The sequence below is a fragment of the Achromobacter sp. 1011811831 genome (genome assembly GCF_059760905.1).
Genome location: NZ_JCBANG010000009.1, coordinates 20,479 through 44,837 on the forward strand (window position 1 = coordinate 20,479; position 24,359 = coordinate 44,837).

Annotated in this window: 25 protein-coding genes; 11 read left to right on the forward strand and 14 right to left on the reverse strand. The window is 68.0% G+C overall.

Annotated features, from left to right (window positions below; genetic code table 11):
* From siaD to AC6LJ9_RS05615, 9 genes are all read right to left on the reverse strand, one after another.
* On the reverse strand, positions 1-804 hold the full coding sequence (siaD, locus tag AC6LJ9_RS05575) for a biofilm regulation diguanylate cyclase SiaD (protein WP_498146768.1): 804 nt from the start codon (positions 802-804) through the stop codon (positions 1-3).
* Complete coding sequence (gene siaC, locus AC6LJ9_RS05580; RefSeq protein WP_498146769.1) at positions 801-1,178, reverse strand: biofilm regulation phosphoprotein SiaC; 378 nt, start codon at positions 1,176-1,178, stop codon at positions 801-803. The genes siaD and siaC overlap by 4 nt, the downstream gene beginning before the upstream one ends.
* A 91-nt stretch (positions 1,179-1,269) precedes the next feature.
* Positions 1,270-1,809 (reverse strand): biofilm regulation protein kinase SiaB, encoded by a 540-nt coding sequence (gene siaB, locus AC6LJ9_RS05585; RefSeq protein ID WP_498146770.1) that lies wholly within the window; start codon positions 1,807-1,809, stop codon positions 1,270-1,272.
* Positions 1,810-1,832: 23 nt separating this feature from the next.
* Entirely contained in the window at positions 1,833-3,818 is a 1,986-nt protein-coding gene (gene siaA, locus AC6LJ9_RS05590) for a biofilm regulation protein phosphatase SiaA (protein WP_498146771.1), read from the reverse strand.
* A gap of 323 nt (positions 3,819-4,141) precedes the next feature.
* A complete protein-coding gene (locus AC6LJ9_RS05595) occupies positions 4,142-4,846 on the reverse strand; it encodes an ABC transporter ATP-binding protein (protein ID WP_103272294.1) in 705 nt (234 codons plus the stop codon).
* Entirely contained in the window at positions 4,846-5,640 is a 795-nt protein-coding gene (locus tag AC6LJ9_RS05600; protein ID WP_498146772.1) for an ABC transporter ATP-binding protein, read from the reverse strand. Before AC6LJ9_RS05600 ends, AC6LJ9_RS05595 begins: the two co-directional genes overlap by 1 nt.
* Positions 5,637-6,605, reverse strand: coding sequence for a branched-chain amino acid ABC transporter permease (locus tag AC6LJ9_RS05605; RefSeq protein ID WP_498146773.1), 969 nt, complete (start codon positions 6,603-6,605; stop codon positions 5,637-5,639). The genes AC6LJ9_RS05600 and AC6LJ9_RS05605 overlap by 4 nt, the downstream gene beginning before the upstream one ends.
* A 6-nt stretch (positions 6,606-6,611) precedes the next feature.
* Complete coding sequence (locus AC6LJ9_RS05610; protein WP_212317274.1) at positions 6,612-7,532, reverse strand: branched-chain amino acid ABC transporter permease; 921 nt, start codon at positions 7,530-7,532, stop codon at positions 6,612-6,614.
* 245 nt (positions 7,533-7,777) lie between these two features.
* Positions 7,778-8,938: an ABC transporter substrate-binding protein gene (locus AC6LJ9_RS05615; protein WP_498146774.1), complete on the reverse strand. Its 1,161-nt coding sequence runs from the start codon at positions 8,936-8,938 to the stop codon at positions 7,778-7,780.
* Positions 8,939-9,304: 366 nt separating this feature from the next.
* Here AC6LJ9_RS05615 and AC6LJ9_RS05620 point away from each other — a divergent pair, with 366 nt between their 5' ends.
* From AC6LJ9_RS05620 to AC6LJ9_RS05655, 8 genes are all read left to right on the forward strand, one after another.
* A complete protein-coding gene (locus AC6LJ9_RS05620; protein ID WP_212317269.1) occupies positions 9,305-9,799 on the forward strand; it encodes a MarR family winged helix-turn-helix transcriptional regulator in 495 nt (164 codons plus the stop codon).
* Positions 9,800-9,994: 195 nt separating this feature from the next.
* Positions 9,995-11,041 (forward strand): hypothetical protein, encoded by a 1,047-nt coding sequence (locus AC6LJ9_RS05625; protein ID WP_498146775.1) that lies wholly within the window; start codon positions 9,995-9,997, stop codon positions 11,039-11,041.
* A gap of 195 nt (positions 11,042-11,236) precedes the next feature.
* Positions 11,237-12,463, forward strand: coding sequence for a bifunctional glutamate N-acetyltransferase/amino-acid acetyltransferase ArgJ (argJ, locus tag AC6LJ9_RS05630; RefSeq protein ID WP_498146776.1), 1,227 nt, complete (start codon positions 11,237-11,239; stop codon positions 12,461-12,463).
* Positions 12,464-12,748: 285 nt separating this feature from the next.
* Positions 12,749-13,615, forward strand: a complete 867-nt coding sequence (locus AC6LJ9_RS05635) for an ATP-binding protein (protein ID WP_212322406.1) — start codon at positions 12,749-12,751, stop codon at positions 13,613-13,615.
* The gene (locus AC6LJ9_RS05640; RefSeq protein ID WP_498146777.1) at positions 13,608-14,570 is read left to right on the forward strand and encodes a Nudix family hydrolase; all 963 of its coding nucleotides are present in this window, start codon (positions 13,608-13,610) and stop codon (positions 14,568-14,570) included. The genes AC6LJ9_RS05635 and AC6LJ9_RS05640 overlap by 8 nt, the downstream gene beginning before the upstream one ends.
* A gap of 131 nt (positions 14,571-14,701) precedes the next feature.
* A complete protein-coding gene (locus AC6LJ9_RS05645) occupies positions 14,702-14,899 on the forward strand; it encodes an AbrB/MazE/SpoVT family DNA-binding domain-containing protein (RefSeq protein ID WP_498146778.1) in 198 nt (65 codons plus the stop codon).
* The gene (gene vapC / locus AC6LJ9_RS05650; protein WP_498146779.1) at positions 14,896-15,300 is read left to right on the forward strand and encodes a type II toxin-antitoxin system tRNA(fMet)-specific endonuclease VapC; all 405 of its coding nucleotides are present in this window, start codon (positions 14,896-14,898) and stop codon (positions 15,298-15,300) included. The genes AC6LJ9_RS05645 and vapC overlap by 4 nt, the downstream gene beginning before the upstream one ends.
* Before the next feature lie 235 nt (positions 15,301-15,535).
* A complete protein-coding gene (locus tag AC6LJ9_RS05655; RefSeq protein WP_212317221.1) occupies positions 15,536-16,009 on the forward strand; it encodes a helix-turn-helix domain-containing protein in 474 nt (157 codons plus the stop codon).
* 49 nt (positions 16,010-16,058) lie between these two features.
* Here AC6LJ9_RS05655 and AC6LJ9_RS05660 read toward each other — a convergent pair whose 3' ends face one another.
* From AC6LJ9_RS05660 to AC6LJ9_RS05680, 5 genes are all read right to left on the reverse strand, one after another.
* The gene (locus tag AC6LJ9_RS05660; RefSeq protein ID WP_212317219.1) at positions 16,059-16,799 is read right to left on the reverse strand and encodes a branched-chain amino acid ABC transporter ATP-binding protein; all 741 of its coding nucleotides are present in this window, start codon (positions 16,797-16,799) and stop codon (positions 16,059-16,061) included.
* Between the two features lie 216 nt (positions 16,800-17,015).
* Positions 17,016-17,723: an ABC transporter ATP-binding protein gene (locus tag AC6LJ9_RS05665; protein WP_498146780.1), complete on the reverse strand. Its 708-nt coding sequence runs from the start codon at positions 17,721-17,723 to the stop codon at positions 17,016-17,018.
* Positions 17,724-17,733: 10 nt separating this feature from the next.
* Entirely contained in the window at positions 17,734-18,615 is an 882-nt protein-coding gene (locus AC6LJ9_RS05670; protein ID WP_498146781.1) for a branched-chain amino acid ABC transporter permease, read from the reverse strand.
* A 10-nt stretch (positions 18,616-18,625) separates the two neighbouring features.
* Entirely contained in the window at positions 18,626-19,618 is a 993-nt protein-coding gene (locus AC6LJ9_RS05675) for a branched-chain amino acid ABC transporter permease (RefSeq protein ID WP_498146782.1), read from the reverse strand.
* 88 nt (positions 19,619-19,706) lie between these two features.
* Entirely contained in the window at positions 19,707-20,642 is a 936-nt protein-coding gene (locus AC6LJ9_RS05680) for a LysR family transcriptional regulator (RefSeq protein WP_498146783.1), read from the reverse strand.
* A 119-nt stretch (positions 20,643-20,761) separates the two neighbouring features.
* On the opposite strand from AC6LJ9_RS05680, the gene AC6LJ9_RS05685 reads away from it, so the two are divergent.
* From AC6LJ9_RS05685 to AC6LJ9_RS05695, 3 genes are all read left to right on the forward strand, one after another.
* Positions 20,762-21,994 carry an amino acid ABC transporter substrate-binding protein gene (locus AC6LJ9_RS05685; protein WP_212317211.1) on the forward strand — a complete coding sequence of 411 codons (1,233 nt, stop codon included), beginning with the start codon at positions 20,762-20,764 and terminating at the stop codon, positions 21,992-21,994.
* A gap of 60 nt (positions 21,995-22,054) precedes the next feature.
* Complete coding sequence (locus tag AC6LJ9_RS05690) at positions 22,055-23,473, forward strand: amidase (RefSeq protein WP_498146784.1); 1,419 nt, start codon at positions 22,055-22,057, stop codon at positions 23,471-23,473.
* Positions 23,474-23,654: 181 nt separating this feature from the next.
* A complete protein-coding gene (locus tag AC6LJ9_RS05695; protein WP_498146785.1) occupies positions 23,655-24,317 on the forward strand; it encodes a TetR/AcrR family transcriptional regulator in 663 nt (220 codons plus the stop codon).
* The last annotated feature ends 42 nt before the right edge of the window (positions 24,318-24,359 follow it).

Consider the following 24,359-nt stretch of genomic DNA (forward strand, 5'->3'; position numbering starts at 1 on the left):
TCATTCAGCGCCGGGGGTATATCCAAGGGCGACGCGGTCGCGTCCATCCTGCTTGGCCAGGTACAGGGCCTGGTCCGCGCGGCTGAGCGTTTCTGAAAAGGTCTCTCCCAGCTGATGGCGCGACATGCCGATGCTGACCGTGAGCCGGATCGCCTCGCCGCCCACGTCCACGGACAGGGCGCGGATTTCGCCGACCAGCCGGTCCATGACGATCTGGGCCGCCTCCGGCCCGGTGTTGGGCAGCAGCACCAGGAATTCCTCGCCGCCCCAGCGGCCGCACAGGTCGTACTCGCGCAGACCGTGGCGCAGCACCCTGGCCAGCTCGACCAGGGCGCGGTCGCCGGCCTCGTGGCCGTAGCGGTCATTGACCGCCTTGAAATGATCCACGTCCAGCATGCCCACGACGAAGGGCTGGCCGCCGCGCGCGACACGTTGCACTTCCTGCTTGATCGTCTCCATCAGGGCGCGGCGGTTCAACAGGCTGGTCAGGGGGTCGCGGCTGGACGTTTCCTCGAGCGCGGCGTTCAGGTCGCGCATCATGCTCTGGTAATGGTCGGAGATGCGGGCGATGCGGGTCAGCCTGCGCAATTGCCGGTCGAAGCGGTCGCACAGGCCGATCTCGCGCTCATGCGCCATGGTCTGGTAGGCATCCGACAGCTGGGTCACGCGCTCGATCCGCGCCATCTGGTCGGCGGTATGGCGCCACAGCGCCTCCAATGCCTCGCGCAGCGGATGCCCGGCATGGGCGGGATCCGCCAACAACTCGGCGATGCGCTGATCCAGGTCGGCGTTGCCTAATTTCATTGGCGGCCGATAACCGAGAAGGGAAAGGTGCAATCTTCCTTGAATTCCTCGGCCAGCTCGCCGACGCGCTCGTTGCGCATGTCATAGAACCAGGTGACGCCAACCTGGCGTCCCTTGCCGTGGGCGGCTTCCAGCACGTCGAAGATGTCCATCATGGACTTGATGCTGCTGGTGTTCAGGTAGAGCAGTTCCAGTTCCAGGTTGAGCGGCGCGCTCGATGCCAGCAGATAGGACTCCACCCACTCGATCACCGGGCCGAACAGCTCGAACGAGTTTTCCGGATAGGAATCGCCGCGCATGGTCAGCAGGCCCCGCGCCGGATCCGCGGTGATGGCGGGCGTGGACTGGGTCCCGGGAATGGTCAGGTCTTTCATCAATAGCTCCGATGGGCCCCGTCGCGGACGCGGGCGGCTGGGTCCGGCGCATGGGGCCTGTTCAATTGGGAATCCGTGGGCATGGCGGCGTTCAGATCACCGCGCTAAGGCTGAAGAAGGCCGAGCCCTCGCCGGCGGCCGGCGTCAGGCTGGCCTCCATCGGCGCGCCCGAGCGCCGGGCGATGTCGATCAGCCCGAGGCCCGCGCCCGAGGCCACGCCCTGGGCCCGGGGCTTGTGCAGTTGGGCCTTGTAGGCGGCCTTGAGCTCGGCCTTGTCCAGGGCAGCCAGCTCCTGGACGCGCGCCACCAGGGCGTTGCCGTCCTCGATCCGCACCAGGTTGCCGGCCGACACCACGTAACGACTTTCGTCGCGGCGGCCGATGACCACCGTGGCGCAGGCGTCGGTGTCACCGTTCTGGGCGGCGTATTGGCGGATGTTCTGGATCATTTCGATATAGACCGAGAACACGTCCATGGCCTCCGCCGGCCGGGCGTGCTCGACATTCAGGTAGTTCTTCAGTGCGTTGCCGATTTCTTCGATCAGGCTGCGGGAGATCGGCCCGTTGAAGCACAACAGGGTCCGGTTCTGGTTGAACCGCTCGCCCAAGGCGTACAGATCGGAGGCATTCATGGAAGTTGGCGCCCTGATAACGATTATTCGAAACGGAAAGACAGCAAGGTGATGTCGTCGCGCTGCGGCTGGCCGCCCTGATAATCGGCCAGCGCCTGCGTGAACGCGGCGACCTGTTCAGTTAACGGCCGCCGCGCGTGGGTCTTGAGCATGTCGGCGAAGCGCGTATTGCCGAAGCCGAAGCCATGTTCACCGCCCGCCTGGTCCAGGAAGCCATCGGTCGCCAGGGTGTAGGTCCAGCCCGGCTCCATCGACAGCTCGATATTCTCATAGGCGCCCGCGCGCTTATCACCCAACGCGCGCCTTCCTCCGGGAACTTCGCGCAACGCATCGCCATTGCTGGCGTACAGGCTGATCTTCGCGCCCGCGTAGCGCAGCAGGCCAGCCTGGCGGTCAATATATACCAGCCCCGCATCGGTATTGGTCGCCAGCGCCCGCGGCAATTGCGCGTCCGCAAGCATGGCGCGGATCGCGCTGTCGGTGCGGGTCAGCACGGCGGCCGGATCGGACGGGCCGACCTCGGTGATCGCCAGATCGATGGCGGCGCGCGCCAGCATGGTCATCAGCGCGCCCGGCACGCCGTGGCCGGCGCAGTCCATGATGCCCAGCAGGCAATTCCCGCCATCGGAACGGAACACGTAGAAATCGCCGCCCACCACGTCGCGCGGCTTCCACAGCACGAAGTGATGCTCGCCCAGCGACTGGGTCAGCTGGCGGTCCGGCAGGATGGCCCGCTGGATCAGGCTGGCGTAGTCGATGGAGTCGCCGATCTTCTTGTGCGCGGCGGCCATGGCGCGGTTGGCGTTTTCCAGCTCCGAGGTGCGCTCGCGCACCTTGCTCTCGAGCTCGGCCGTGTGCTGGCGCACCTTGTCGGCCATGACGCCGAAGGCATTGCTGAGATCGCCGATCTCGTCCTGCCCGCCCGGCGGCAGGCTGACGTCATAGCTGCCGTTGGCGATGGCGCGGGCCGATTGCTGCAGCCGGCGCAGCGGCCGCAGCATCAGCCGCTCGACGGCATAGCCGAAGCACAGCAGCATGGCCGCGAACAGCAGCACCAGGCCCGCCGCCACCGGCCAGATCCAGCCCGTGTCCAGCACCCGGGCCGCACCCAGGTCCACCATGGTCACCACATGCCAGTGCAGTTCGGGCATGTAGGCCACCGACGCCAGCTGGCGGCGGCCGTCCACCGCGACCCAGGCCGACTGCACCGACTGCGGATCGGCCTGCGCCGCATGCATGGCCGAGCGCAACTCGTCGCGCCCCGGGCCGGCGTCCAGCAGGGTGAACACCATGCCCCGGCCGTCGGCGCCGCCGGCGCCGGAGTTGTAGGCGATCAGCGTGGGATCCATGTGCGCCTGGATCGCGCCCGTCTCGTCGACGATGATGGGCGTGACGCCAGCCTGGCCGCTATTGACGAAGTCGCGCAGGAAGCCGCCCACGTCCAGGCCGGCGCCGGTCAGGCCCAGCACCTTGTCGCCATCGCGCACCTGCGCGTTGATCCAGACCCGCGTGGTCTTGAGCTTCAGGTCAGGATTGACGTTGATGTTGTAGAGCGCGGGCGCCTGCAGCGACTTGTAGAACCAGCCGTCATCGGCGGCGGCGCGGCTCAGCGTGTAGCGCGGCGCCTCGGACAGGGGCTGGTCGTCGTTGAAGTAGTAATTGCCGGTGGCCGCGCTGGCGATGAAGTAGGCCCGGCCCAGCAGATCGCGGCGGTAGCCGTCGGCTTCGCGGAAGAACAGCTCGCGCGCGGCCGGATCGGACTCATTGCGCAGCCAGCGGCGCGTGACCTCGCTGTCGGCCAGCCGCAGCGACAGGGCCAGTTCGCGCGAGACCGGCGCCAGGATGCGCTGGCGGTTCAGTTGCGTGAAGTTGTCGGCGAATGCCCGCCCGAAGTGATCCCTGACGCCATCCAGCAGCTGCCAGCCGATCAATGCGGCCGGCGCCAGCGCGACCAGGCACGCCAGCAGCAAAGCCATAAGCGATTTCTTGCGCAAACCCCATTTCGCCATGCGTAGTCTTCCTGACAACTGGATAAGTAGCGGCGTGCGCGGAGTGTCTTGCATGCGCGGCCTGCCGTCCCGGCCGCGAGTCCGCGGCCGCGGGCAGGGCTTGCCGCCGCGCGCTCGACCCGCCTCGTGGGCAGTGATGGCCGCGCACCGAGCTGGTGCGTGGCGCGCTTAGTGTAGAGAACCGCGCAGGCGATGGAAACGGGTGTAAACGCCTTGAAGCGTTTTGTGCGTCAAGTTTTTCCTTGCGGCAAACTATATGTGGTTTTATTGCCGTTTATGTCGCATCTTCAAACCGGCGGCGCGGGGGAATTGCGGCTTTCTCGCTACACCCCGAGATAGCGTTCCCACAGGCCGCGATCGGCGTCCAGCGCCGGCGAGTCGCCGGTCCAGACCACCTTGCCGCGCTCCAGGATCACGTGCTGGTCGGCCAGGCTGAGCAGCCGCTCGACATACTTGTCGATCACCAGGATGGTCTGGCCGGCCTCCCGCAGCCGCGCCAGGCAATTCCAGATTTCCTCGCGGATCTTGGGCGCCAGGCCCTCGGTGGCCTCGTCCAGGATCAGCAGGCGCGGATTGGTGACCAACGCCCGGCCGATAGCCAGCATCTGCTGCTCGCCGCCGGACAGCTGGTTGCCCATGTTGCGGGCGCGCTCGCCCAGGCGGGGAAACAGCTCGAACACCCGCTCGGGCGTCCAGGGCGCGCCGATGTCCGGATTGCGCGCCGCGACGAAGGCCGTCAGGTGCTCGCGCACCGTCAGGTTGGGAAAGCACTGCCGCCCTTCCGGCACGATGGCCATGCCCAGGCGCGCGATGCGGTCCGGACTCCAGCCGCTGATGTCCTGCCCGGCGAAGCGGATCGCGCCGCCGCGCAGCGGCAGCTGGCCGAACAGGGTGCGCAGCAGCGTGGTCTTGCCCATGCCGTTGCGGCCCAGCAAGGTCACCACCTGTCCCGCGCCGATGCGCAGGTCCACGCCGAACAGCACCTGGCTCGCGCCGTAGCCGCTCTTGGCCGATTCGATCGAGAGCATCAGGCAGTCTCCTGGCGGGCGGGCGCGGTTTCCTCGTCACCCAGATAGGCTTGGCGCACGTCGGCGTTCGCGCGGATCTCGTCGGGCGTGCCGGTGGCGATGATGCGGCCGTACACCAGCACCGAAATGCGGTCGGCCAGGCGGAACACGGCCTGCATGTCATGCTCGACCAGCAACATGGCGGCGCGGCCGCGCATGGCCTCGATCAGCTCGGTCAGCCTGAGCGTCTCGTCCGGCCCCATGCCGGCCATGGGTTCGTCCAGCAGCAGCACGGCGGGCCGGGCGGCCAGGGCCAGCGCGAACTCCACCTTGCGTTGCTCGCCGTGCGGCAGCGTGCCGGCGGGACGCTCCAGCAGGCTGGCGTCGATGGCGCATTCGCGCGCCAGCTCGCGCGCCTGTTCATACAGCGCGGTCTCGGCCGCGCGCGGGCGCCAGAAGCGGAAGCTGCTGCCCGCGTGCGCCTGCACCGCCAGCACCAGGTTGTCCAGCACCGAGGACTGCTTGAAGATATTGGTGATCTGGTACGAGCGCGACAGGCCCGCGGCCACGCGCTGGTGCGCGTTCATGCCGGTGACGTCGCGCCCGCCCAGCAGCAGCGTGCCCGCGTCGGCCGACAGCGTGCCCGAGAGCAGGTGAATCAGGGTGGACTTGCCGGCGCCGTTGGGGCCGATCAGGGCGTGGATCTCGCCCGGCGCCAGGCTCAGCGATACCTGGTCGGTCGCCACCAGCGCGCCGAAGCGACGCACCAGGCCGCGCGCCTCCAGGGCCGGAACCGCGGAATTGACGGCGTTCATCGCGATCCCTCCTTGCCCGGCTGTGCCGCCGCGCGGCCGGCGAACCATGGTCCCAGCAGGCCGACCAGCCCGCGCGGCGCGCCGAACACCACGCCCAGCAGCAGCACGCCCAGCGGCAGGTGCCAGTATTCCGTCCACAAGCGCAGGACCTCTTCCAGCGTCAGCATCACCACCGCGCCGGCCACGCCGCCGTAGCGCAGGCCGATGCCGCCCACCAGCACCATGATCAGCAGGTTGGCCGACTGGGTCCAGTGCATCAGGCTGGGCGAGATGAACAGGTTGTGGTTGGCCAGCAGCGCGCCGGCCAGTCCCGCCGCGGCGCCGCTCAAGGTGAAGGCGGCCAGCTTGATCCGGTAGACCGGATAGCCCAGCGACTCCATGCGCGATTCGTTCTCGCGTATGCCTTGCAGCGCCATGCCGAAGCGCGAGGCCACCAGCCGTCCGAACAGCCAGGTCAGGAGCGTGAACAGCGCCAGCACCAGGTAGTAGAACGACACATCGTCGCCCAGCGACAGGCCCGGCAGCGTCGACGGACCCGGCAGGTTCAGCCCGTCCTCGCCGCCATACTGCCGCAGCGAAATGAAGATGTAGAACAGCATCTGCGCGAAGGCCAGCGTGATCATGATGAAGTACACGCCGCGCGTGCGCAGCGAGATCGCGCCGGTGACGCAGGCCAGCACGGCCGCCAGCGCCACGGCCACCGGCCAGGACACCAGCGCGGACGTGACGCCCGACATGGCCAGGATGCCCACCGCATAGGCGCCGGCGCCGAAGAAGGCCGCGTGGCCCAGCGCCACCATGCCGCCGTAGCCCAGGATCAGGTTCAGGCTGGTGGCGGCCAGCGCGTAGATCAGCACGCGGCGCACGAAGGAAATGTAGAAGTCCAGGCCGAGCGCGGGCGCGACCAGCGGAAACACCGCCAGCAGGGCCAGCAGGACCAGGGTCCAGGCAGTCTGTTTGCGCATCTTGCCTTACCCCCGCGCCGGAAACAGGCCCGAAGGCCGGAACACCAGCACCGCCGCCATCAGCACATAGATGGCGATGGCCGCCAGCGTGGGACCCACGCTGGACGCCACGGCGGGCGAAAACACCTGGCGCAGCAGCATGGGCAGGAAGGCCCGGCCCGCCGTGTCCACCATGCCCACCAGCAAGGCGCCGACGAAGGCGCCCCGGATCGAGCCGATGCCGCCGATGACGATACAGACCAGCACCAGGATCAGGATCTCCTCGCCCATGCCCACCTGCACCGAGGTGATCGGGCCGAGCAGCGCGCCGGCCACGGCGGCCAGCATGGCGCCCAGCGCGAACACGCCCAGGAACAGCAGCGGCACCCGCACGCCCATCAGCGTGGCCATCTGGCGGTTGGACGCGCCGGCGCGCACCAGCACCCCGGCGCGCGTGCGTGTCACGAACCAGTACAGGCCCAGCGCGGCAGCCACGCCGAAAGCGATGATCATGAGCCGGTAGGCGGGATAGAGCAGGTCCGGCAGCAGCCGCACCGGACCGGACAGCGTCGCGGGCATGTTGAGCATGACCGGCGCCGGCCCCCAGATCATCTTGACCAGGTCGTTGGCGATCAGGATGACCGCGTAAGTGCCCAGCACCTGCGCCAGATGGTCGCGCAGCGCGAGGCGGCGGATCAGCGTGAGTTCCAGCGCCACGCCGACCAGCCCGGTGGCGACGGCCGCCACCAGGACGGCGGCGGTGAAGGAACCCGTGCGTTGCATGGTCTCGGCGGCCACGTAGGCGCCGGCCATGTAGAGCGAGCCGTGAGCCAGATTCATGATGTCCATGATGCCGAACACCAGGGTCAGCCCGGCCGCGATCAGAAACAACATCAACCCAAACTGCAGACCGTTCAGCAATTGCTCGACGATCAGCGTAAACGTCATGAACACTACCCCCCTGCCGCGCGCCGCCGATGGCCTGGCGCACGGTCGATTCAGTAAAGCGCTTCCAGTTCTTCAGATACCGCCTGCCCACCGCATGCCACGAGACCAACCTCGAGGAAGTGCCCGACAACGCAACGGGTGCCCCACCATCGGGATGCCGCGGCCCCGGCTTTGCCGGTCCGCAGGCATGCCCCCTGGAGGGGGGCCCGCCTAGGGGGAAGCGCGTCAGCGCTTCGGGGGTGGACCTACTTGCATTCGCCGACGTAGACGTCCTGGTACTTGTCGAAGACCTTGCCCACCAGCTTGTTGGTGATGCGGCCGCTCGCGTCCTTCTGGATCACGCGCTGGTAATAGGCCTGGATAGGATAGTGGTTCTTGCCATAAGTGAAGCTGCCGCGCACCGAGGGGTAGTCGGCCTTTTCCAGCGCGCGCACGATGGCGTCGCGATCGCTGGCCTTGCCGCCGGCCTGCTTGACCGCCGCGTCCATGGCCATGATCACGTCGTAGGCCTGGGCCGCGTAGACCGAGGGATAACGGCCGTTGTATTCCTTGCGGAAGGCCTCAACGAAGGCCTTGTTCTGCGGCACGTCCAGGTCATGCGCCCACTGCGCCGTGTTGACCATGCCCAGCATGGGCTCGCCCACGGCCTGGATCACGTCCTCGTCGGCCGAGAAGCCCGGGCCGATCAGCTTGATGCTCTGCGACAGGCCCGCCGACACGAACTGCTTGACGAAATTGATGCCCATGCCGCCAGGCAGGAAGATGTAGACCGCGTCCGGCTTGGCCGCGCGGATCTGCGCCAGCTCGGCCGCGTAGTCGATCTGGCCCAGCTTGGTGTAGACCTCGTCGCCCGGGGCGGTCTTGTAGCCGCGCTTGAAGCCGTTGAGCGCGTCCTTGCCCGCCGGATAGTCCGGGGCCATGATGAACATCTTCTTGAAGCCGCTGTCGGCCGCGACCTTGCCGGCGGCCTCGTGGAAGGCGTCGTTCTGGTACGAGGTGCCGAACCAGTAGGGATTGCACTGGGCGCCGGCGAACTGGCTGGGGCCCGGATTGTTGGACAGGTAGGGCACCTTGGCGGCGAACAGCGCGGGGCCCACGGCCAGCGCCACGTTCGAGCCGATCGGGCCGGTGAAGAAATCGACCTTTTCGCGCTGCAGGTAGCGCGTGACCAGCTGGCGGGCCTGGTCGGGATTGCCGCCCATGTCGGTCTGCAGGAATTCGGCGGGCTGGCCGCCCAGCTTGCCGCCCAGCTGCTTGATGGCGAGGTTGAAGCCGTCGCGGGCCTCGGCGCCCAGCGCCGAGAACGGGCCCGAAATGTCGTTGGCGATGCCGACCTTGATGGCATCGGCTTGCGCCAGCGCCGGAACCAGGGCGGCCGCGGCGAGTAGGGAAGTGATCAAACGCATGGTGGATGCTCCGTGCGCGAGCCCGCGCAGAGATGTTCTTTTTGGAGGTGCGATTCGAAAGACTTCTTCCCGGCCTGCCGGCGCCTGTGCGCCGCCGTCAAACGGGAGTCATGCGGGAGCTTGCGACACCCGCCCCCGCCGCGGGACGTGGGGAAGGCTGGCGTGCTTCATAGTTTAGGTTTAAAGTATTCGCCAAAACAAGTCTAGGGTTTTTACCAATAAACTACCGCATGGCTACGCTGTTCCGCTCCCCTGACCGCGCGACCTTACCCGACATTGCGCCGCCGCTCAAGACGCGCGCGCCGGGCCGCGCGCCCGCGGCGCCGACGCCCGCCGACCAACCGCCCTCCCGGTAACTCTTCCGCCATGACCGACACCCCCGACCTGGAATCCCGCGCCGCGCCCGACGACCACCACGCGCTGCGCCTGTGGCTGCGCATGCTGACCTGCTGCAACCTGATCGAAGGCGAGATCCGCAGCCGGCTGCGCAACGACTTCGACACCACTCTGCCGCGCTTCGACCTGATGGCCCAGCTGCAACGCGCGCCCAAGGGCATGAAGATGGGCGAACTGTCGCGCCACATGATGGTCACCAACGGCAATATCACCGGCATCACCGACCAGCTCGAAAAGGAAGGCCTGGTGGTCCGCACCAAGGTCGAATCCGACCGCCGCAGCTCGCTGATCAAGCTCACCCCGCAAGGCAAGAAAGCCTTCTCGCGCATGGCCCGCGCCCACGAGACCTGGGTCAAGAACATGTTCGGCGACATGCCCGAAACCAGCCGCAACGCGCTGTTCCAGGCCCTGGGCGAACTGAAGCTGCAGGTGGTGGCCACCCGCTCCGAAGCCGAGAAGGGCTGAGGCGCCTGCCACCTACTACCTGCTATCTATATAGGCGGCCAATCCCCCCAAAAGGCAGCCAAGCAAGACGCCCGCCCAACCAAGCACATCCTCTCCCAACCGGGGCAGCGCGGATCCGGCTCCGCCGGTCCGCAGCTGCGCCCCCCTGGGGGGGAAGCGCCCCCGGCGCCTCGGGGGGGATCCTATAATCTTCCCATGATCCCGGTCTCACTTCCTGGCGGCAATTTCTACGTGCTGATGGCGGTCTCCCTCGCCTGTCTGAGCACCCTGCTGACATGGCTGGCGGTGCTCGCCACCAGCCGCGGCGCGCGCCATTGGCTCGGCGGCCACCGTCGGCTGGGAACGGTCCTGATGGCCGCGCTGGCCCTGCTCGGCGCCGTCTTCCCCTATCAACAGCTGGGCCAGTGGCTGGACGCCGAGCGCGACGCCCAGGCCGACGCCGGACGCCGCAGCGTGCTGGACCAGCCCACCCGCGTCGCCGGCGTGGACATGCCCGCCGGCACCGTGCTGCGGCTGGCCACGCCGGGCGAGCTGTCCTCCTTCGACCGCGCCCGCTTCCCCGACGGCCAGCCGGGCCTGGTCCACGGCCTGGAAAGCGCCGGCCTGTACCGCTACGCGGCGACCGCCCGGCAGCCGGAAACCCTGTCCGTGGAGATCGCCCGCGACCAGGCCCAGGAGGGCTGGCTGTGCGCCCACGGCCACCGCGTCGAATTCGTCATGCTGGGCGGCCAGCCCCGTTTCGCCAGCTGCCATCTGGCCATCGGCAACCAGCTGGACGGGCAGCCGGTGCCGCCGGGCACCTGGATCCAGGTGGACCCGGCCGTGCGCGGCCAGCCCATCGAACAGGCGGGCGCGGGCACCGGCGCGCGCTGGCTGCTGCGCACCGAGGGCAGCGAGCCCATGGACGTGGAGCGGCTGTCGCTGCTGAAGCTGGAACTGCGGCTGGATGCCCGCCGCCAGCTGCTGGGTTTCGAGGGACTGCTGTCGCGCGAGACCGCGCTGGGCGAGATGACCTATCCCGCCGGCACCCGCGTGCTGTCGGGCGGCCTGCGCGCGGCTGGCGCCCAGCCCGGCGACCTGCTGTTCTCGGCCTCGCGCGGCCGCGTGGCCCGGCGCGCCGGCGGCACGGACGTGGCGGCCGGCAGCTCGGTGCTGCAGGCGCCGGACGGCGCGGTGCGCGCGGTCCTGTCCAACCGCGATGCCGGCGTGCTGGATGTGGCCGCGGTCCGGGTCGGGCCCTAGCGTGCTGTCCCGCAGATACGCCCGCACGAAATCCACCCCCAGCCGCCATGGCGCCCGGGCGTTCGCGCCCCTCCCGGCGGTCCGCCTTGCCGTGATCCCTGCCCTGCAGCAAAGCGGTGGGATAATAGCCAGCTTTCCCCCACGCGCCGCCCAGCGGGCGGCGGTTCCGTCCTGCTCATTGATAGAGACGAAGTCATGGCCGTTAACCTGCAGATCCCCTCCGAGTCCGAAATTTTCCCTGTTGCCGGCGTTGAAATCGGCGTTACCGAGGCCGGCATCCGCAAAGCCAACCGACGCGATCTGACCGTGTTCCGCTTCGCGCCCGGCACCAGCGTGGCGGGCGTGTTCACGCGCAATCGTTTCTGCGCCGCGCCGGTGCAGGTCTGCCAGGCCCATCTGGCCGCCGGCGGCCCGATCAGCGCGCTGGTCATCAACACCGGCAACGCCAACGCCGGCACCGGCGACGAAGGCCTGCAAAAGGCCAAGGACACCTGCGCCGCGCTGGGCAAGCTGCTGGGCGTGCCCGCCGCCGAAGTCCTGCCCTTCTCCACCGGCGTCATCCTGGAGCCGCTGCCGCTGGACCGCCTGGTCGCCGGCCTGCCCGCCGCCATCGCCAAACTCGGCCCGGACCACTGGTTCAGCGCCGCCCACGGCATCATGACCACGGACACGCTGCCCAAGGTCCATTCCAGCAAGGTCCGGATCGGCGGCAAGACCGTCACCTTCACCGGCATCAGCAAGGGCGCCGGCATGATCCGGCCCAACATGGCCACCATGCTGAGCTTCCTGGCCACCGACGCCGGCATCGCCCAGCCGCTGCTGGGCAAGCTGGCCCGCGAGATCGCCGACGCCTCGTTCAACCGCATCACGGTCGACGGCGACACGTCCACCAATGACTCCTTCATCATCGCCGCCACCGGCAAATCCGGCGTCGAGGTGAACGCCGAGTCCGACGCCGACTACGCCGCCGTGCGCCAGGCCCTGACCGCCGCCGCGCTGGAACTGGCGCAGAAGATCGTGCGCGACGCCGAAGGCGCCACCAAGTTCATGACCATCCGCGTCGAGGAAGCCGGCAGCACCGAAGAAGCGCTGAAGGTGGCCTACGCCGTGGCGCACTCGCCGCTGGTCAAGACCGCCTTCTTCGCCTCGGATCCCAACCTGGGCCGCATCCTGGCCGCGGTGGGCTATGCCGGCATCGACGACCTGGACGTCTCGAACATCCGCCTGTGGCTGGACGATGTGCTGGTCGCCGTCAACGGCGGCCGCAATCCGGCCTACCAGGAAGCCGACGGCCAGCGCGTCATGAAGCAGGCCGAGATCGCCGTGCGCATCGCGCTGGGCCGCGGCCAGGTGAGCGACACCGTCTACACCTGCGACTTCTCGCACGAGTACGTGTCGATCAACGCCGATTACCGTTCCTGAAGTGGTTTGCCCCCCCCCCGAAGCGCTACGCGCTTCCCCCTCAAGGGGGCGCCGCCACGGACCGGCAAAGCCGGCTCCGCGCGGCCCGGATCGTGCAGGCCCTGCCTCATTGGGGGGCTTGATTCTTGGCGGGATGATGCCGCCGACTCACAAGGTCGGTTGCGCGAAATCCTCCAGGAATCCTGCCCGCCTCATGCGACTCGGATGTCGCCCATCCGAAGACAAACGCGGACGCGCCGCGGCCCGATGGCCGCAGGCCCGTCAGCCCATCCAAGGACCACAACCGTGACCGCAAACGAATTCACTACCCTCATCCAGCGCGCCGAGCGCGTGCTGTCCCAGCTCGAAGCCTGGCTGCCGCCCGCCACGCCCGAGATCGACTGGACCGCCCATGCCTACCGCTGGCGCAAGCGCGGCGCGCGCGGCTGGCTCGACTCGGTGCGCCACGTGGCCCGCATCGACCTCGACGACCTGCAGCACATCGAGCGCCAGAAGAACGTCATCGACCGCAACACCCAGCAGTTCATCGAGAAAAAGCCCGCCAACAACGTGCTGATGACCGGTGCGCGCGGCACCGGCAAGAGCTCGCTGGTCAAGGCCATGCTGGCGGCCTACGCCGATCGCGGCCTGCGCCTGATCGAAGTGGACAAGTCCGACCTGGGCGACCTGGCCGACATCGTCGAGCTGGTCGCCGGCCGGCCCGAGCGCTACATCGTGTTCTGCGACGACCTGTCCTTCGAGGAAGGCGAGGCCGGCTACAAGGCGCTGAAGTCGGTGCTGGACGGCTCGGTGGCCGCCTCGGGCGACAACGTGCTGATCTACGCCACGTCCAACCGCCGCCACCTCATGCCGGAATACATGAGCGAGAACCTGCAGGCCAAGCACCAGCCGGACGGCGAAATCCATCCCGGCGAAACGGTCGAGGAAAAGATCTCGCTGTCCGAGCGCTTCGGCCTGTGGCTGTCGTTCTATCCCTTCAAGCAGGACGACTACCTGGACATCGTCTACCACTGGCTGCGCGAGCTGGGTTGCCCGGAACAGCACATCGAGCCCTCGCGCACCGAGGCCCTGCAATGGACGCTGGAGCGCGGTTCGCGCTCGGGACGCGTCGCCTACCAATTCGCCCGTGACTGGGCTGCCCGTCATGTCTGAAAAAATCGTCGATGTCGCCGCCGGCCTGATCCTGCGCCCGGACGGCAAACTGCTGCTGGGGCAGCGTCCCGAAGGCAAGCCCTGGTCGGGCTGGTGGGAACTGCCCGGCGGCAAGCTGGAGCCCGGCGAGACCGTGCTGCAGGCGCTGGCGCGCGAGCTGCACGAGGAAATCGGCATCCGCGTCACGCAATCGTGCCCCTGGGTCACCTATGTGCACGTCTATCCCCACACCACGGTACGGCTGGCGTTCTGCCACGTCACCGGCTGGGAAGGCGAGCCGCGCGGCCTGGAGAACCAGCGCCTGGAATGGGTGGACCCGGCGCGCGCGGCCGAGGTCGGCGACCTCCTGCCCGCCACGCTGCCGCCGCTGCGCTGGTTGCAGCTGCCGACCCGCTACGGCATCAGTTCCATCGGCTCGCGCGCGGGCCTGCCGGCTTTCCTGGACCGGCTGGACGCGGCGCTGGCGCGCGGCGTGAAGCTGGTGCAGCTGCGCGAGCCACAATGGCCCGACGGCCCCGGCGCCGCCTCGCTGCATGAAGCGCTGCTGCAGGTGAAGCAGCGCTGCCACGCCGCCGGCGCGCGCCTGCTGGTCAACAGCATCCATCCGGCCGCCTGGTGGAAGGAAGCCGACGGCGTGCACCTGCGCGCCGCCGACGCCGCCCGCCTGGACGCGCGCCCGGCGCTGCCCGAAGGCGCGCTGGTCGGCGCATCGGCGCACGACAACGCCCAGGTCACGCATGCGCGCGATCTGGGCGCCGACTTCGCCGTGCTGGGCCCGGTGCTGGACACGCCCAGCCATCCCGGCACGCCGACGCTGGGCTGGGAGGGCTTCGTGGCCGGCAACCGCGACGCCGGCCTGCCGGTATATGCGCTCGGCGGCCAGTCCGAGCAGACCGTGTCGCAAGCGCTGCGCCATGGCGCGCACGGCATCGCGGGAATACGCGGACTCATCTGAGTACGTCCGGGACGTCCGCGCGCGTGCGCGGCGTCCCCGGCCCGCTTCACCCCTCGGTAGACCACAATAGGCAGGCCTCCCTGGTCTTGGCTACAACGGAAGTGCGCCATGCACATTCCGAGGAGCACGCCATGACACTGGAATCCCGCTACAAGATCCGCCCCACCCCGACCATCGCCCTGCAGGAACCCTCGGCCAGGCCCGCCGCCGGCGGGCACCAGCGCCCCACCGCATCCGCCAACAACTCCTGGGACGCCTGGTTCGACGGCGAATCCGTCACAGCCGACTTTCTTGTCGATCGCGACCAGCCGACGGACGATGCCCGATGACGCTGCGGTTCGTGCTCGACACGAACATCTGCATCTTCGCCATCAAGAACAAGCCGAGCAACGTGCGGCAGGCGCTCAACCGGCGGCCCGGCCAGCTGTGCGTAAGCGCGATCACCGCAATGGAACTGCGCTACGGCGCGGAAAAATCAGCAACCCCGGCCCGCAACCACGCCGTCATCGACGGATTCCTGAAACGCCTGGAAGTGCTGAACTATGACCGCGCGGCAGCCACGCACGCTGGCCGGCTACGGGCCGAGCTGGCGCGAGCCGGCACGCCCATCGGCCCCTACGATGCCATGATCGCCGGCCACGCTCGCTCTCGGGGTTTCGTGCTTGTCACGAACAACACTCGCGAGTTTTCCCGTGTGTCCGGGCTGCGGCTGGACGATTGGACACTGTGACGTTCGATCACGGCGCCGGCTGACCGCCCCGAAAGCGCAGCGTCAACTTGCGCTCGGCCAAAACCAGGGACGGGCATCGACGGTCAGAATCTGCCGCCGCCAGGGCGGTCGCCCCCGTGGTGGATAGCCGTCGCAGCGCTGTCGCGTCACTGTCGTGCCCGTGTCGTGCCCGTGTCGTATCGCTGCGCCGTCCTTTCGGCTACCTTGGCAGCTCCGAACCAATGGAAGCCGAACCATGTTGATTCAAAAGCTGCGCCTCAAGCGTGGCTGGTCCCAACAGCAGCTGGCCCAGGCCAGCGGGCTGAGCGCCCGGACCATCCAGCGCATCGAAGCGGGCCAACCCGCGAGCGTGGAAACGCTCAAGTCCATTGCCTCGGTTTTCGAAGTCGACTTTTCCACCCTGAATACGGAGGAAGCAAATATGGACACGACCATGACGGCCGCCGACGAGGCGGAACGGGAAGCCTTCGCCCATGTCCGCGAATTGCGCGGTTTCTATGTGGCCTGCATGCGCTACGTACTGATCGCGGTGGCGCTGCTCGCGATCAACCTGCTGACATCGCCCCACAACATGTGGTCATACTGGGCGATGCTGGGCCTGGGGCTGGCCCTGGCGGCGCGCGCCATCCGGGTCTACGCGCCCTGGCGGCTGTTCGGTCCGCAATGGGAAAAAGCCCAGGTGGAAAAGCGGCTCGGACGGCCGCTGTAACGAGGGCCGGGCCATGCCCGGTCCCGTCCCGTCCTGTACCGTCGGGTCCTCAGTCGATCTTGTAGTCCATCCACGACGCGACCATTTCGCGCAACCCGCCGCCCTCGTCGAAGGCCTCGCGCGATCCCTCCGCCTTGTTGCGGCCCAGCTCCAGGATGTACATATAGTCCGAGATCTCGGCGCAGCGGCGCACGTTCTGGTCCACCAGCACCACCGTCATGCCCTCGTCCGCGAAGCCACGGATCAGCGCATAGATTTCCTTGGAGATCCGCGGCGCCAGCATGGCGGTCGGTTCGTCCAGCAGGATCACCGAGGGCTCGATCAGGAGCGCGCGGCCGAACTCCACGAAACGCTGCTGGCCGCCGCTCATGCTGGACACCGGATCGTCGCGCTTCTGCGCCAGGATCGGAAAACGCTCATACACCGACTCGATGCGCCGGCGCACGCGCGCCTTGTCCTGCCGGAACGGCCAGCAGCCCAGCAGCAGGTTGTCATGCACCGACAGCTCGCCGAACAGGCTGCGGTGCTGCGGCACGAAGGCCACGCCGTGGCGCGCGCGCTCATGCGAAGGCTGCGCGCTGATGTCCTGCCCGCGCAACGTGATGCGGCCCGTGCGCGGCGGCAGGAAGCCGAACAGCGTCTTGAGCACCGTTGACTTCCCGGCGCCATTGGGTCCGATCACTCCCGTGACCTTGCCCTGCCGAGCCTGCACATTCACGCGGTTCAGGATGGTGATGTCGCCGTGATAGGCCACGGTCACATCTTCCAGCGCAAGCACTGCGTTGCTCATATCCGTCGCTCCTCTGCGCCGCGCGCAGTTCAATCCAATCCAATCCGATCCAACAAGACACCGCTCTCGCCCGAGCCCGGCGCCCTTCATCCGAGATAAACCACCCGCGCCCAATAAAAACCGCCCTCACTCAAGCGGGGCCGCACGGATCCGGCTCCGCCGGTCCGTAGCGGCGCCCCCTAGGGGGAAGCGCCGCAGGCGCTGCGGGGGGGGACTCTACTCGCCGAGATAGGCCTCGACCACTCGCGGATCGTTCCGCACATGGTCGGCATCGCCCTCGGTCAGGATCGCGCCTTCGTTCATGACAATGATGTGGTGGGACAGCTGGTAGATCGAGGTCAGGTCGTGCGAGACCAGCACCACCGAGCAATCGTGCTCGACCGGCAACTCGCGGATGACCGAGATCAGCAGCTGCGCAAGCGCCGGATTGACGCCGGCGAAGGGCTCGTCCAGCAGCACCACCTTGGGCCGCGCGACCATGATGCGCGCCAGCTCCACCAGCTTCTGCTGGCCGCCGGACAGCTCCTCGGCATAGTTGTGCCGCAGCCGGTGCAGCTCGACCTTGCGCAGCCAGTATTCGGACTGGACGTAGCGCTCGTCGGCGCTGCGCCCGGTCTGCTGCTGCGCCACGTCCAGGTTGTCCAGCAGCGTCAGCTGGCGGAAGATGCGCGGCACCTGGAAGGTGCGCCCCACGCCCAGCCGCGCCACTTCATGGACCTGGCGGCCGGCGATGTCGCGGCCGTCCAGCTCGATGCGACCCTCGTCCGGCGTATAGATGCCGTTGATGCAGTTGAGCATGGTGGTCTTGCCCGACCCGTTCATGCCGATGACGCCCAGAATCGCGCCGCGCGGCACATGCACATCCACGCCTTGCAGCGCCACCAGGCCGCCGAAACGCTTTTTCAGATTGCTGACTTTCAACATGGCGGATCTCCTAGCGCAGCGCCTGGCGGCCGAACAGCCCGCTGGGCCGCACGAAGATCATGGCGACCATGAGCGTGAAGCCGCAGATGGTGGCGATGGACGGATTGAAGAACACCACCGACACCTGCTCGGTGACGCCGAACAGCAGCGCGCCGACCAGCGCCCCCACCGGATGGCCCAGGCCGCCCAGCACGATGACGATGAAGCCGATCAGCGTGTAGTCGTTGCCCATGAACGGCGAGAAGGACGGGAACACCATCGCCACCAGCACGCCGCTGGCCGCCGCCAGGCCGATGCCCAGGCCGAAGGCCACCGCCGACAGGCGCTCGGCGTTGATGCCGACGATGCGCACCGCGTCGCGGTTCATGATGATGGCGCGCAGCGCCTTGCCCAGATGCGTGCGGTACAGGAACAGTGCCAGCGCCGCCACGATGGCCAGCGCGATGCACAGCGCCAGCAGCCGCACCGTCGGGACCAGCACCGGGCCGAACTTCAGGAACACCGGCTCGATCTCATAGGGCAGCGAGCGGGCGTCGGCCTCGAAGGCCAGCAGCATGATCGCGCCCAGCATGATGGATACGCCGAACATCAGCAGCAGCGAGCTGATCTCCGGATCTTCGGCCTTGGATAGCCTCGGGATCAGCACGAAGTACAGCAGATAGCCCGCCAGGGAGAAGACGGCGAAGGCCAGCGGCAAGGCCAGCAAGGGGTTGATGCCCAGGTATTCCAGCAGATAGAAGGCGAAATAGGCGCCGAGCACGAGGAATTCGCCGTGCGCGAAGTTGACCACGCGCAGCACGCCGAAGATCACGTTCAGCCCCACGCCGATCAGCCCATAGATGGCGCCCAGGATCAGGCCGTTGATCAGCCCTTGGATAATCAGTCCGGTCATGTCGAATCCCTCAGGCGATGTAGCGACGCAGTTGCGGCTTGCGCTTGATCAGGCTGCCGACGATGCCGCGCGGCAGGAACAGCATCAGCAGCACGATGATCAGGCCCAGCAGCAGCAGATTCACCACCGGGAATTTCTGCCAGATCAGGTGATCGATGCCCAGCAGCGCCAGCGTGCCGGCCACCGGCCCGAGCACGGTGCCGAAGCCGCCGGCCATGGCGTAGATGATGCTCTTGGCCGTGATCAGCACATGGAACGCGTATTCGGGATCGACCACGTTCGTGTACCAGGCCTCGATGCCGCCGGCCAGCGCCGGGAACAGCGCGGCCAGCAGCCAGGCCTTCAGCCGCGTATTGGGCACGTGGATGCCGACGCAGGCGGCCGCGCCGTCGTCGTCGCGGATAGCCTTGAGCGCGCGGCCCAGGCCCGACGCGGACAGCCAGGTCACCACGGCCAGCGTGGCGCCCATGACGGCCAGCATCGCGTAGTAGCTGTGCGCGGGGTTGTTGGCGTTGGACAGGATGATGCCCATGCTGCCGCCGGTGAAGGACTGCGGCAGGTTGGAGATCACCAGCTTGATGATGGTGGCCAGCGCCAGGCTGACGATGCCGAAATACACGCCGCGCAGCCGCAGCGTGGGCGCCAGCAGCAGCGCGATCGCCACGCCCGTGCCGCCGGCCGCGAGCAGCGACGGCAGGATGGGCCAGCCCAGGATCTTGTAGCAGATGCCGGTGGCGTAGGCGCCCACGCCGTAGAACACCACGTAGCCGAACGGCAGGTAGCCGGTGAAGCCCACGCAGATGTTCATGGCGCTGGCCATGGTGATCCACAGCATCAGGTAGAACGCGAACGAGATATTCGACGTCGCGGCGGGGACCAGCGCCAGGCTGACGGTCAGCACGGCAAAGACGGCGATGGCGATACGGGTGCGTAGCCGCTGCGCGCGCTGATCCTGCGCGCGATGCGACGCCGCGCCCGCCGCCAGGGCGGGACTGCTGCTCATGGTGTCTCCTCCGGGCCGCTCGGGATCGGCGGCCACATTTATTTGGAGGCGATTATGAACAGATAAAACTATAACTGCAAGTTAAGGACTAACCCTTATCCAGTCCCTTATTTGCCCCCGGGAAGGCCTCTTCCAGCACGCCGCGCAGCTCCTTGATGAACTGTTGCGCGATGCGCGAAGGCTCCCGGTTGCTGGCATAGACCGCCGAAATATTCAGCGGAATACGCTCCTGCAGCGGCACGATGACCACGTCCGGCATGGTGTTCTGCATGACCGTGAATTCATCCACCACAGCGATCCCGACGCCCGCATTGACCAGGGCGCAGGCCAACTGGCTCCAGGGCACGTCGGCGCACATATTGCAGGGCAGGCCGGCCTGCTCGAAGGCGTTCAGCACCAGCATCCCGTAGGGCATGCGGGTGCCGACGATGATGTGCGGATGCGGCGACAGATCGGCCAGGCTGACCACCTCGCGCCCGGCCAGGACATGCCCGCGCGGGATGGCGGCCACCATGCGCCCCACGTGCAGCAGCTCCGACACCAAGAAGGGATGATCGGCCTGCATCACCACCAGCCCCAGCTCGGCCTCGCCCTGCAGCACGTCGGTGATCAGGCTGGGCAGCGCGGTCGTGCCCAGGCGCAGCAGCAGCTCGGGGTGGCGCTGCTGGAAGCGCGCCACGGCGCGCGGCACCAGGTACTGCGCCAGGCTGGGAATGGACGCCAGGCGCAGCACGCCCGTGCCGTGCTCGGCCAGCGCGTCGGCCAGATCGTTGACCCGCTGCATCATGCGCTGCGTCTTCTCGATCTCCTCGAACAGGCTCTGCACCTGCACGGTCGGCTGCAGCCGCCCCCGCACCCGCTCGAACAGCGTCACCCCCATCGCTTTCTCGGTGTGGGCGAGCATGCGGCTGACGGCCGGCTGGGAAATATTGAGCAGCCGCGCGGCGCCGCTGATGGACCCGGCCATCACCACGGCCCACAACATTTCGGTCTGTCGGTAATTCAATTTACTCAAGGCGTGCACTCCATGCCTATTTGTTATACGCTACTTCCCGTATTGCGCAAAAACTGCTCAATACCGCTCGCGATCTGTCCCCAAGACCAGGTCCGGGATCGCATATTTATAACGATTGGAGACATCCCATGTTTGGCAAATCCTGGCTGTACCGCCTGCCCGCGCTGGCCCTGGCCGCCGCGGCGCTGACGCCGACCCTCGGCGCCGCCCAGACTTCCGACAAGCTGCGCATCGGCATGACGGTATCGTCCACCGGCAGCTTCGCGCTCGCCTCGCAATCCGGCGTGCGCGGCGTCGAGCTGTGGGTCGACGACGTCAACCGCCGTGGCGGCATCGAGATCAAGGGCAAGAAATACCCCGTCGAACTGGTCAAGCTGGACGACCGCAGCGACAAGCAGATGGTCACGCGCGTCTACGAACGCCTGATTGTCGATGAAAAAGTGGACCTGGTGTTCGCGCCTTTCGGTTCCACGCTGACGGCCGCCGCCGCGACCGTCACGGAACGGCTGGGCAAGTACATGATGGTCTGGTCCGCCGCCAGCGACGACCTGTACCGCCAGGGCTTCAAGAACATGGTGTCGGGCACGCAGATGCCGGTGTCGGCCATGCTGCGCGCCAACATGGAGATGGCCGCCAAGCTGGGCGTGAAGAAGGTCGCGCTGCTGTATTCGGACGAACCCTTCCCCGCGGGCCTGGCCGAGGGCGGCAAGGAGCAGGCCGCCAAGAACGGCATGCAGGTCGTGATGTTCGAGAAATACCCCAAGGGCCAGAAGGACTTCAGCACCATCCTGCAGAAGGCCCGCGCATCCGGCGCCGAGGCGCTGGTGCCGACCTCCTACGAGGGCGACCTCATCAGCATGACGCGCCAGATGAAGCAGCTGGACATCAACTTCCCGTACGTCTTCATGGTGTACGCGTCCACGCCGCAATTCCAGGCCATCGGCGCCGACGCGGACTACATCTACAGCCACACCAACTACCATCCCGCGATCAACTGGAAGGTCAACGCCGGCATGACGCGCGAGCAATTCGCCACGTCCTATGACCGCCTGTTCCCCAAGGCCGAGTTCCCGCCCGATTTCCAGACCGCGCTGGCCTACGGCGCGGGCGCGCTGACCGAAGAGATCGTCAAGCAGGCGGGCAACACCGACGCCGCCGCGCTCAAGAAAGCCTCGCTGGACCTGTCCGGCAAGCTCACGGTGATGGCCGGCCCCTACGCCATCGACGAGACGGGCAAGCAACTGCAGATGCCCTTCCCCGTCGTGCAACTGCTGCCGGGCAAGCAGATGGCGCCCGTCTGGCCTGAAGACGTGGCCACCGCCAAGCCGGTCTACCCCATGCCTGCCTGGAACAAGCGCTGATCGCGCTCATCGCGCCGGGCCGCGCCGCGCGTGCGGCCCGCGCACCAACCCGAGGAAAACATGTCTGACATCGCATTTGCCACGCTGAGCGAACTCGCCCTGGGCCTGGCCGAGGGACGCCACAGCTCGGTGGAGTTGGCGAAGCACTTCCTGGACCGCATCGGCCGCGCCAATCAGACGCTGCACGCCTATGTGAGCGTGGATGCCGACAGCACGCTGCGCCTGGCCGAGGCCGCCGATGCGCGCCGCCGCGCCGGCTACGGGCTGCTGGGCCCGCTGGACGGCGTGCCCGTGGCCATCAAGGACCTGTGCGACATCGAAGGCCAGGTCGCCACCGCCGGCTCGCAGGCCTGGCGCCAGCGGCGCGGCACGACCACCTCGACCGCCGTGGCCAGGCTGCTGGCGGGCGGCATGGTGCCGCTGGGCAAGCTGCACATGGTCGAGTTCGCATTCGGCGGCTGGGGCACCAATCCCGTGATGGGCACGCCGCGCAATCCCTGGGACCTGGAACACGCGCGCATTCCGGGCGGCTCGTCCAGCGGCTCGGGCGTGGCCGTGGCCGCCGGCCTGGCGCCCGCCGCGCTGGGCTCGGACACGGGCGGTTCTGTACGCATCCCGGCGGCGCTCAACGGCGTCACCGGCCTGAAGACCACGCGCGGGCTGGTCAGCCTGCATGGCGCGGTGCCGCTATCCGGCACGCTGGACTCCATCGGCCCGCTGACGCGCGACGTGCGCGACGCGCTGCTGCTGACGCAAGCCATGGCCGGCGCCGATCCCAGGGATCCGCTCACGCAGGGCGTGCCGGCCTTCCAGATGCCCGAGAGGCCCGCCGGCGCGCAACCCCTGCGCGGCATGCGCATCGCCATGATGCCGCCGGCGCAATACCCGATCGAAGTGGATGGCGCCGTGCTGGCCGCGCTGGACGACACGCGCCGCGCGCTGATCGAACTGGGCGCCGAGGTGCGCGAAACGCCCTTCCCGTTCGACTTCCACGACATGATGCTGCGCAATGGCGTGATCATCGCCGCCGAAGCCTATGCGCTGCACCGCGAATACATCGAGGACGCCTCCCTGCCGTTCGGCAGGCATGTGCGCGCCCGCGTGCTGGCGGGCAAGGGCACGGGCGCGGCGGACTACGTGCTGGCGCTGCAGGCGCACGCCCGCGCCTGCGCGGCCTGGGCCGAATGGATGCGCGACGCCGACGCGCTGCTGACGCCTTGCCTGCCCTTCGCCGCCTGCCGTCTCGAGGAGGTCGACGAAACGGCGACGCCGCTGGCGGCCTTCACACGCGCCGGCAACTACGTCAACGCATCCGGCCTGGCGCTGCCGGCCGGCTTCACCGCCGACGGCTTGCCCGTGGGCGTGCAACTGTTGGGCAGCCCCCACGGCGAGGCAGCGCTGGGCCGTATCGGCATGGCCTTCCAGGCCGCCACGGACTGGCACCTGCGGCGTCCGGACCTGGGCGCGATCGGGCTTTAGGCGTGAGCTAGGCTGGCGCCCGCGTGCCTCGCGCGCGGGCCGTTCCACCTTCGATCGGGCCATGCCGACGCGGGCGTTCGTCGATTCGCGGATTCCTCTTTAGAATTCAGCAGACGCCCAAAAACGCCGGCGCGCCACGCCGCCGCGCGCCGGCGGCCCGCCCCATCGAAGGAATGCGCCCATGTCCCGACGCGAGAAAACCGAACGCCAGATCCTGCAGGCCCTGGAGGAACAGATCCGGGAAACGGGCATGGGCGGCGTCGGCATCAACGCCATCGCCAAGCGCGCCGGCGTCAGCAAGGAACTGATCTACCGCTACTTCGACGGCATGCCCGGCCTGATGCTGGCCTGGATGCAGGAACAGGATTTCTGGACGCGCAATCCTGGCCTGCTGCTGTCCGACGAGGCCAGCCAGCGCACGCCAGCCGACCTGGTGCTGTCCATGCTGCGCGCGCAGGTCGAGGCACTGGCCGGCAACGACACCTTGCGCGAAGTGCGGCGCTGGGAGCTGATCGAACGCAATGAGGTGTCGGCCCCGCTGGCCGAGCGGCGCGAACGCGCCGCGCGCGACTTCATCGACCGCATCGACGGGCTCAGCCCCGGCCTGGACGCGCCCGCCGTCGTCAGCGTGATGCTGGCCGGCGTGCTCTACCTGACGCTGCGCGCCAAGACCGAAAGCCATTTCCTGGGCCTGCCGCTGCGCGAGCCGGAAGGCTGGCAGCGGATCGACGCGGCGCTGGCACACCTGGTGTCGGGCGGCTTCCCGGAGCCGCTGCGCAGCGCCTCGCTGGCCGAGCTGGAGGCGGAACGCAAACCGCCCGCCGCGCCTGACGCCGAACGCTGATCCGGCATCTGCACGCGCCGAAGGCAACCATGCCGCCGCCGC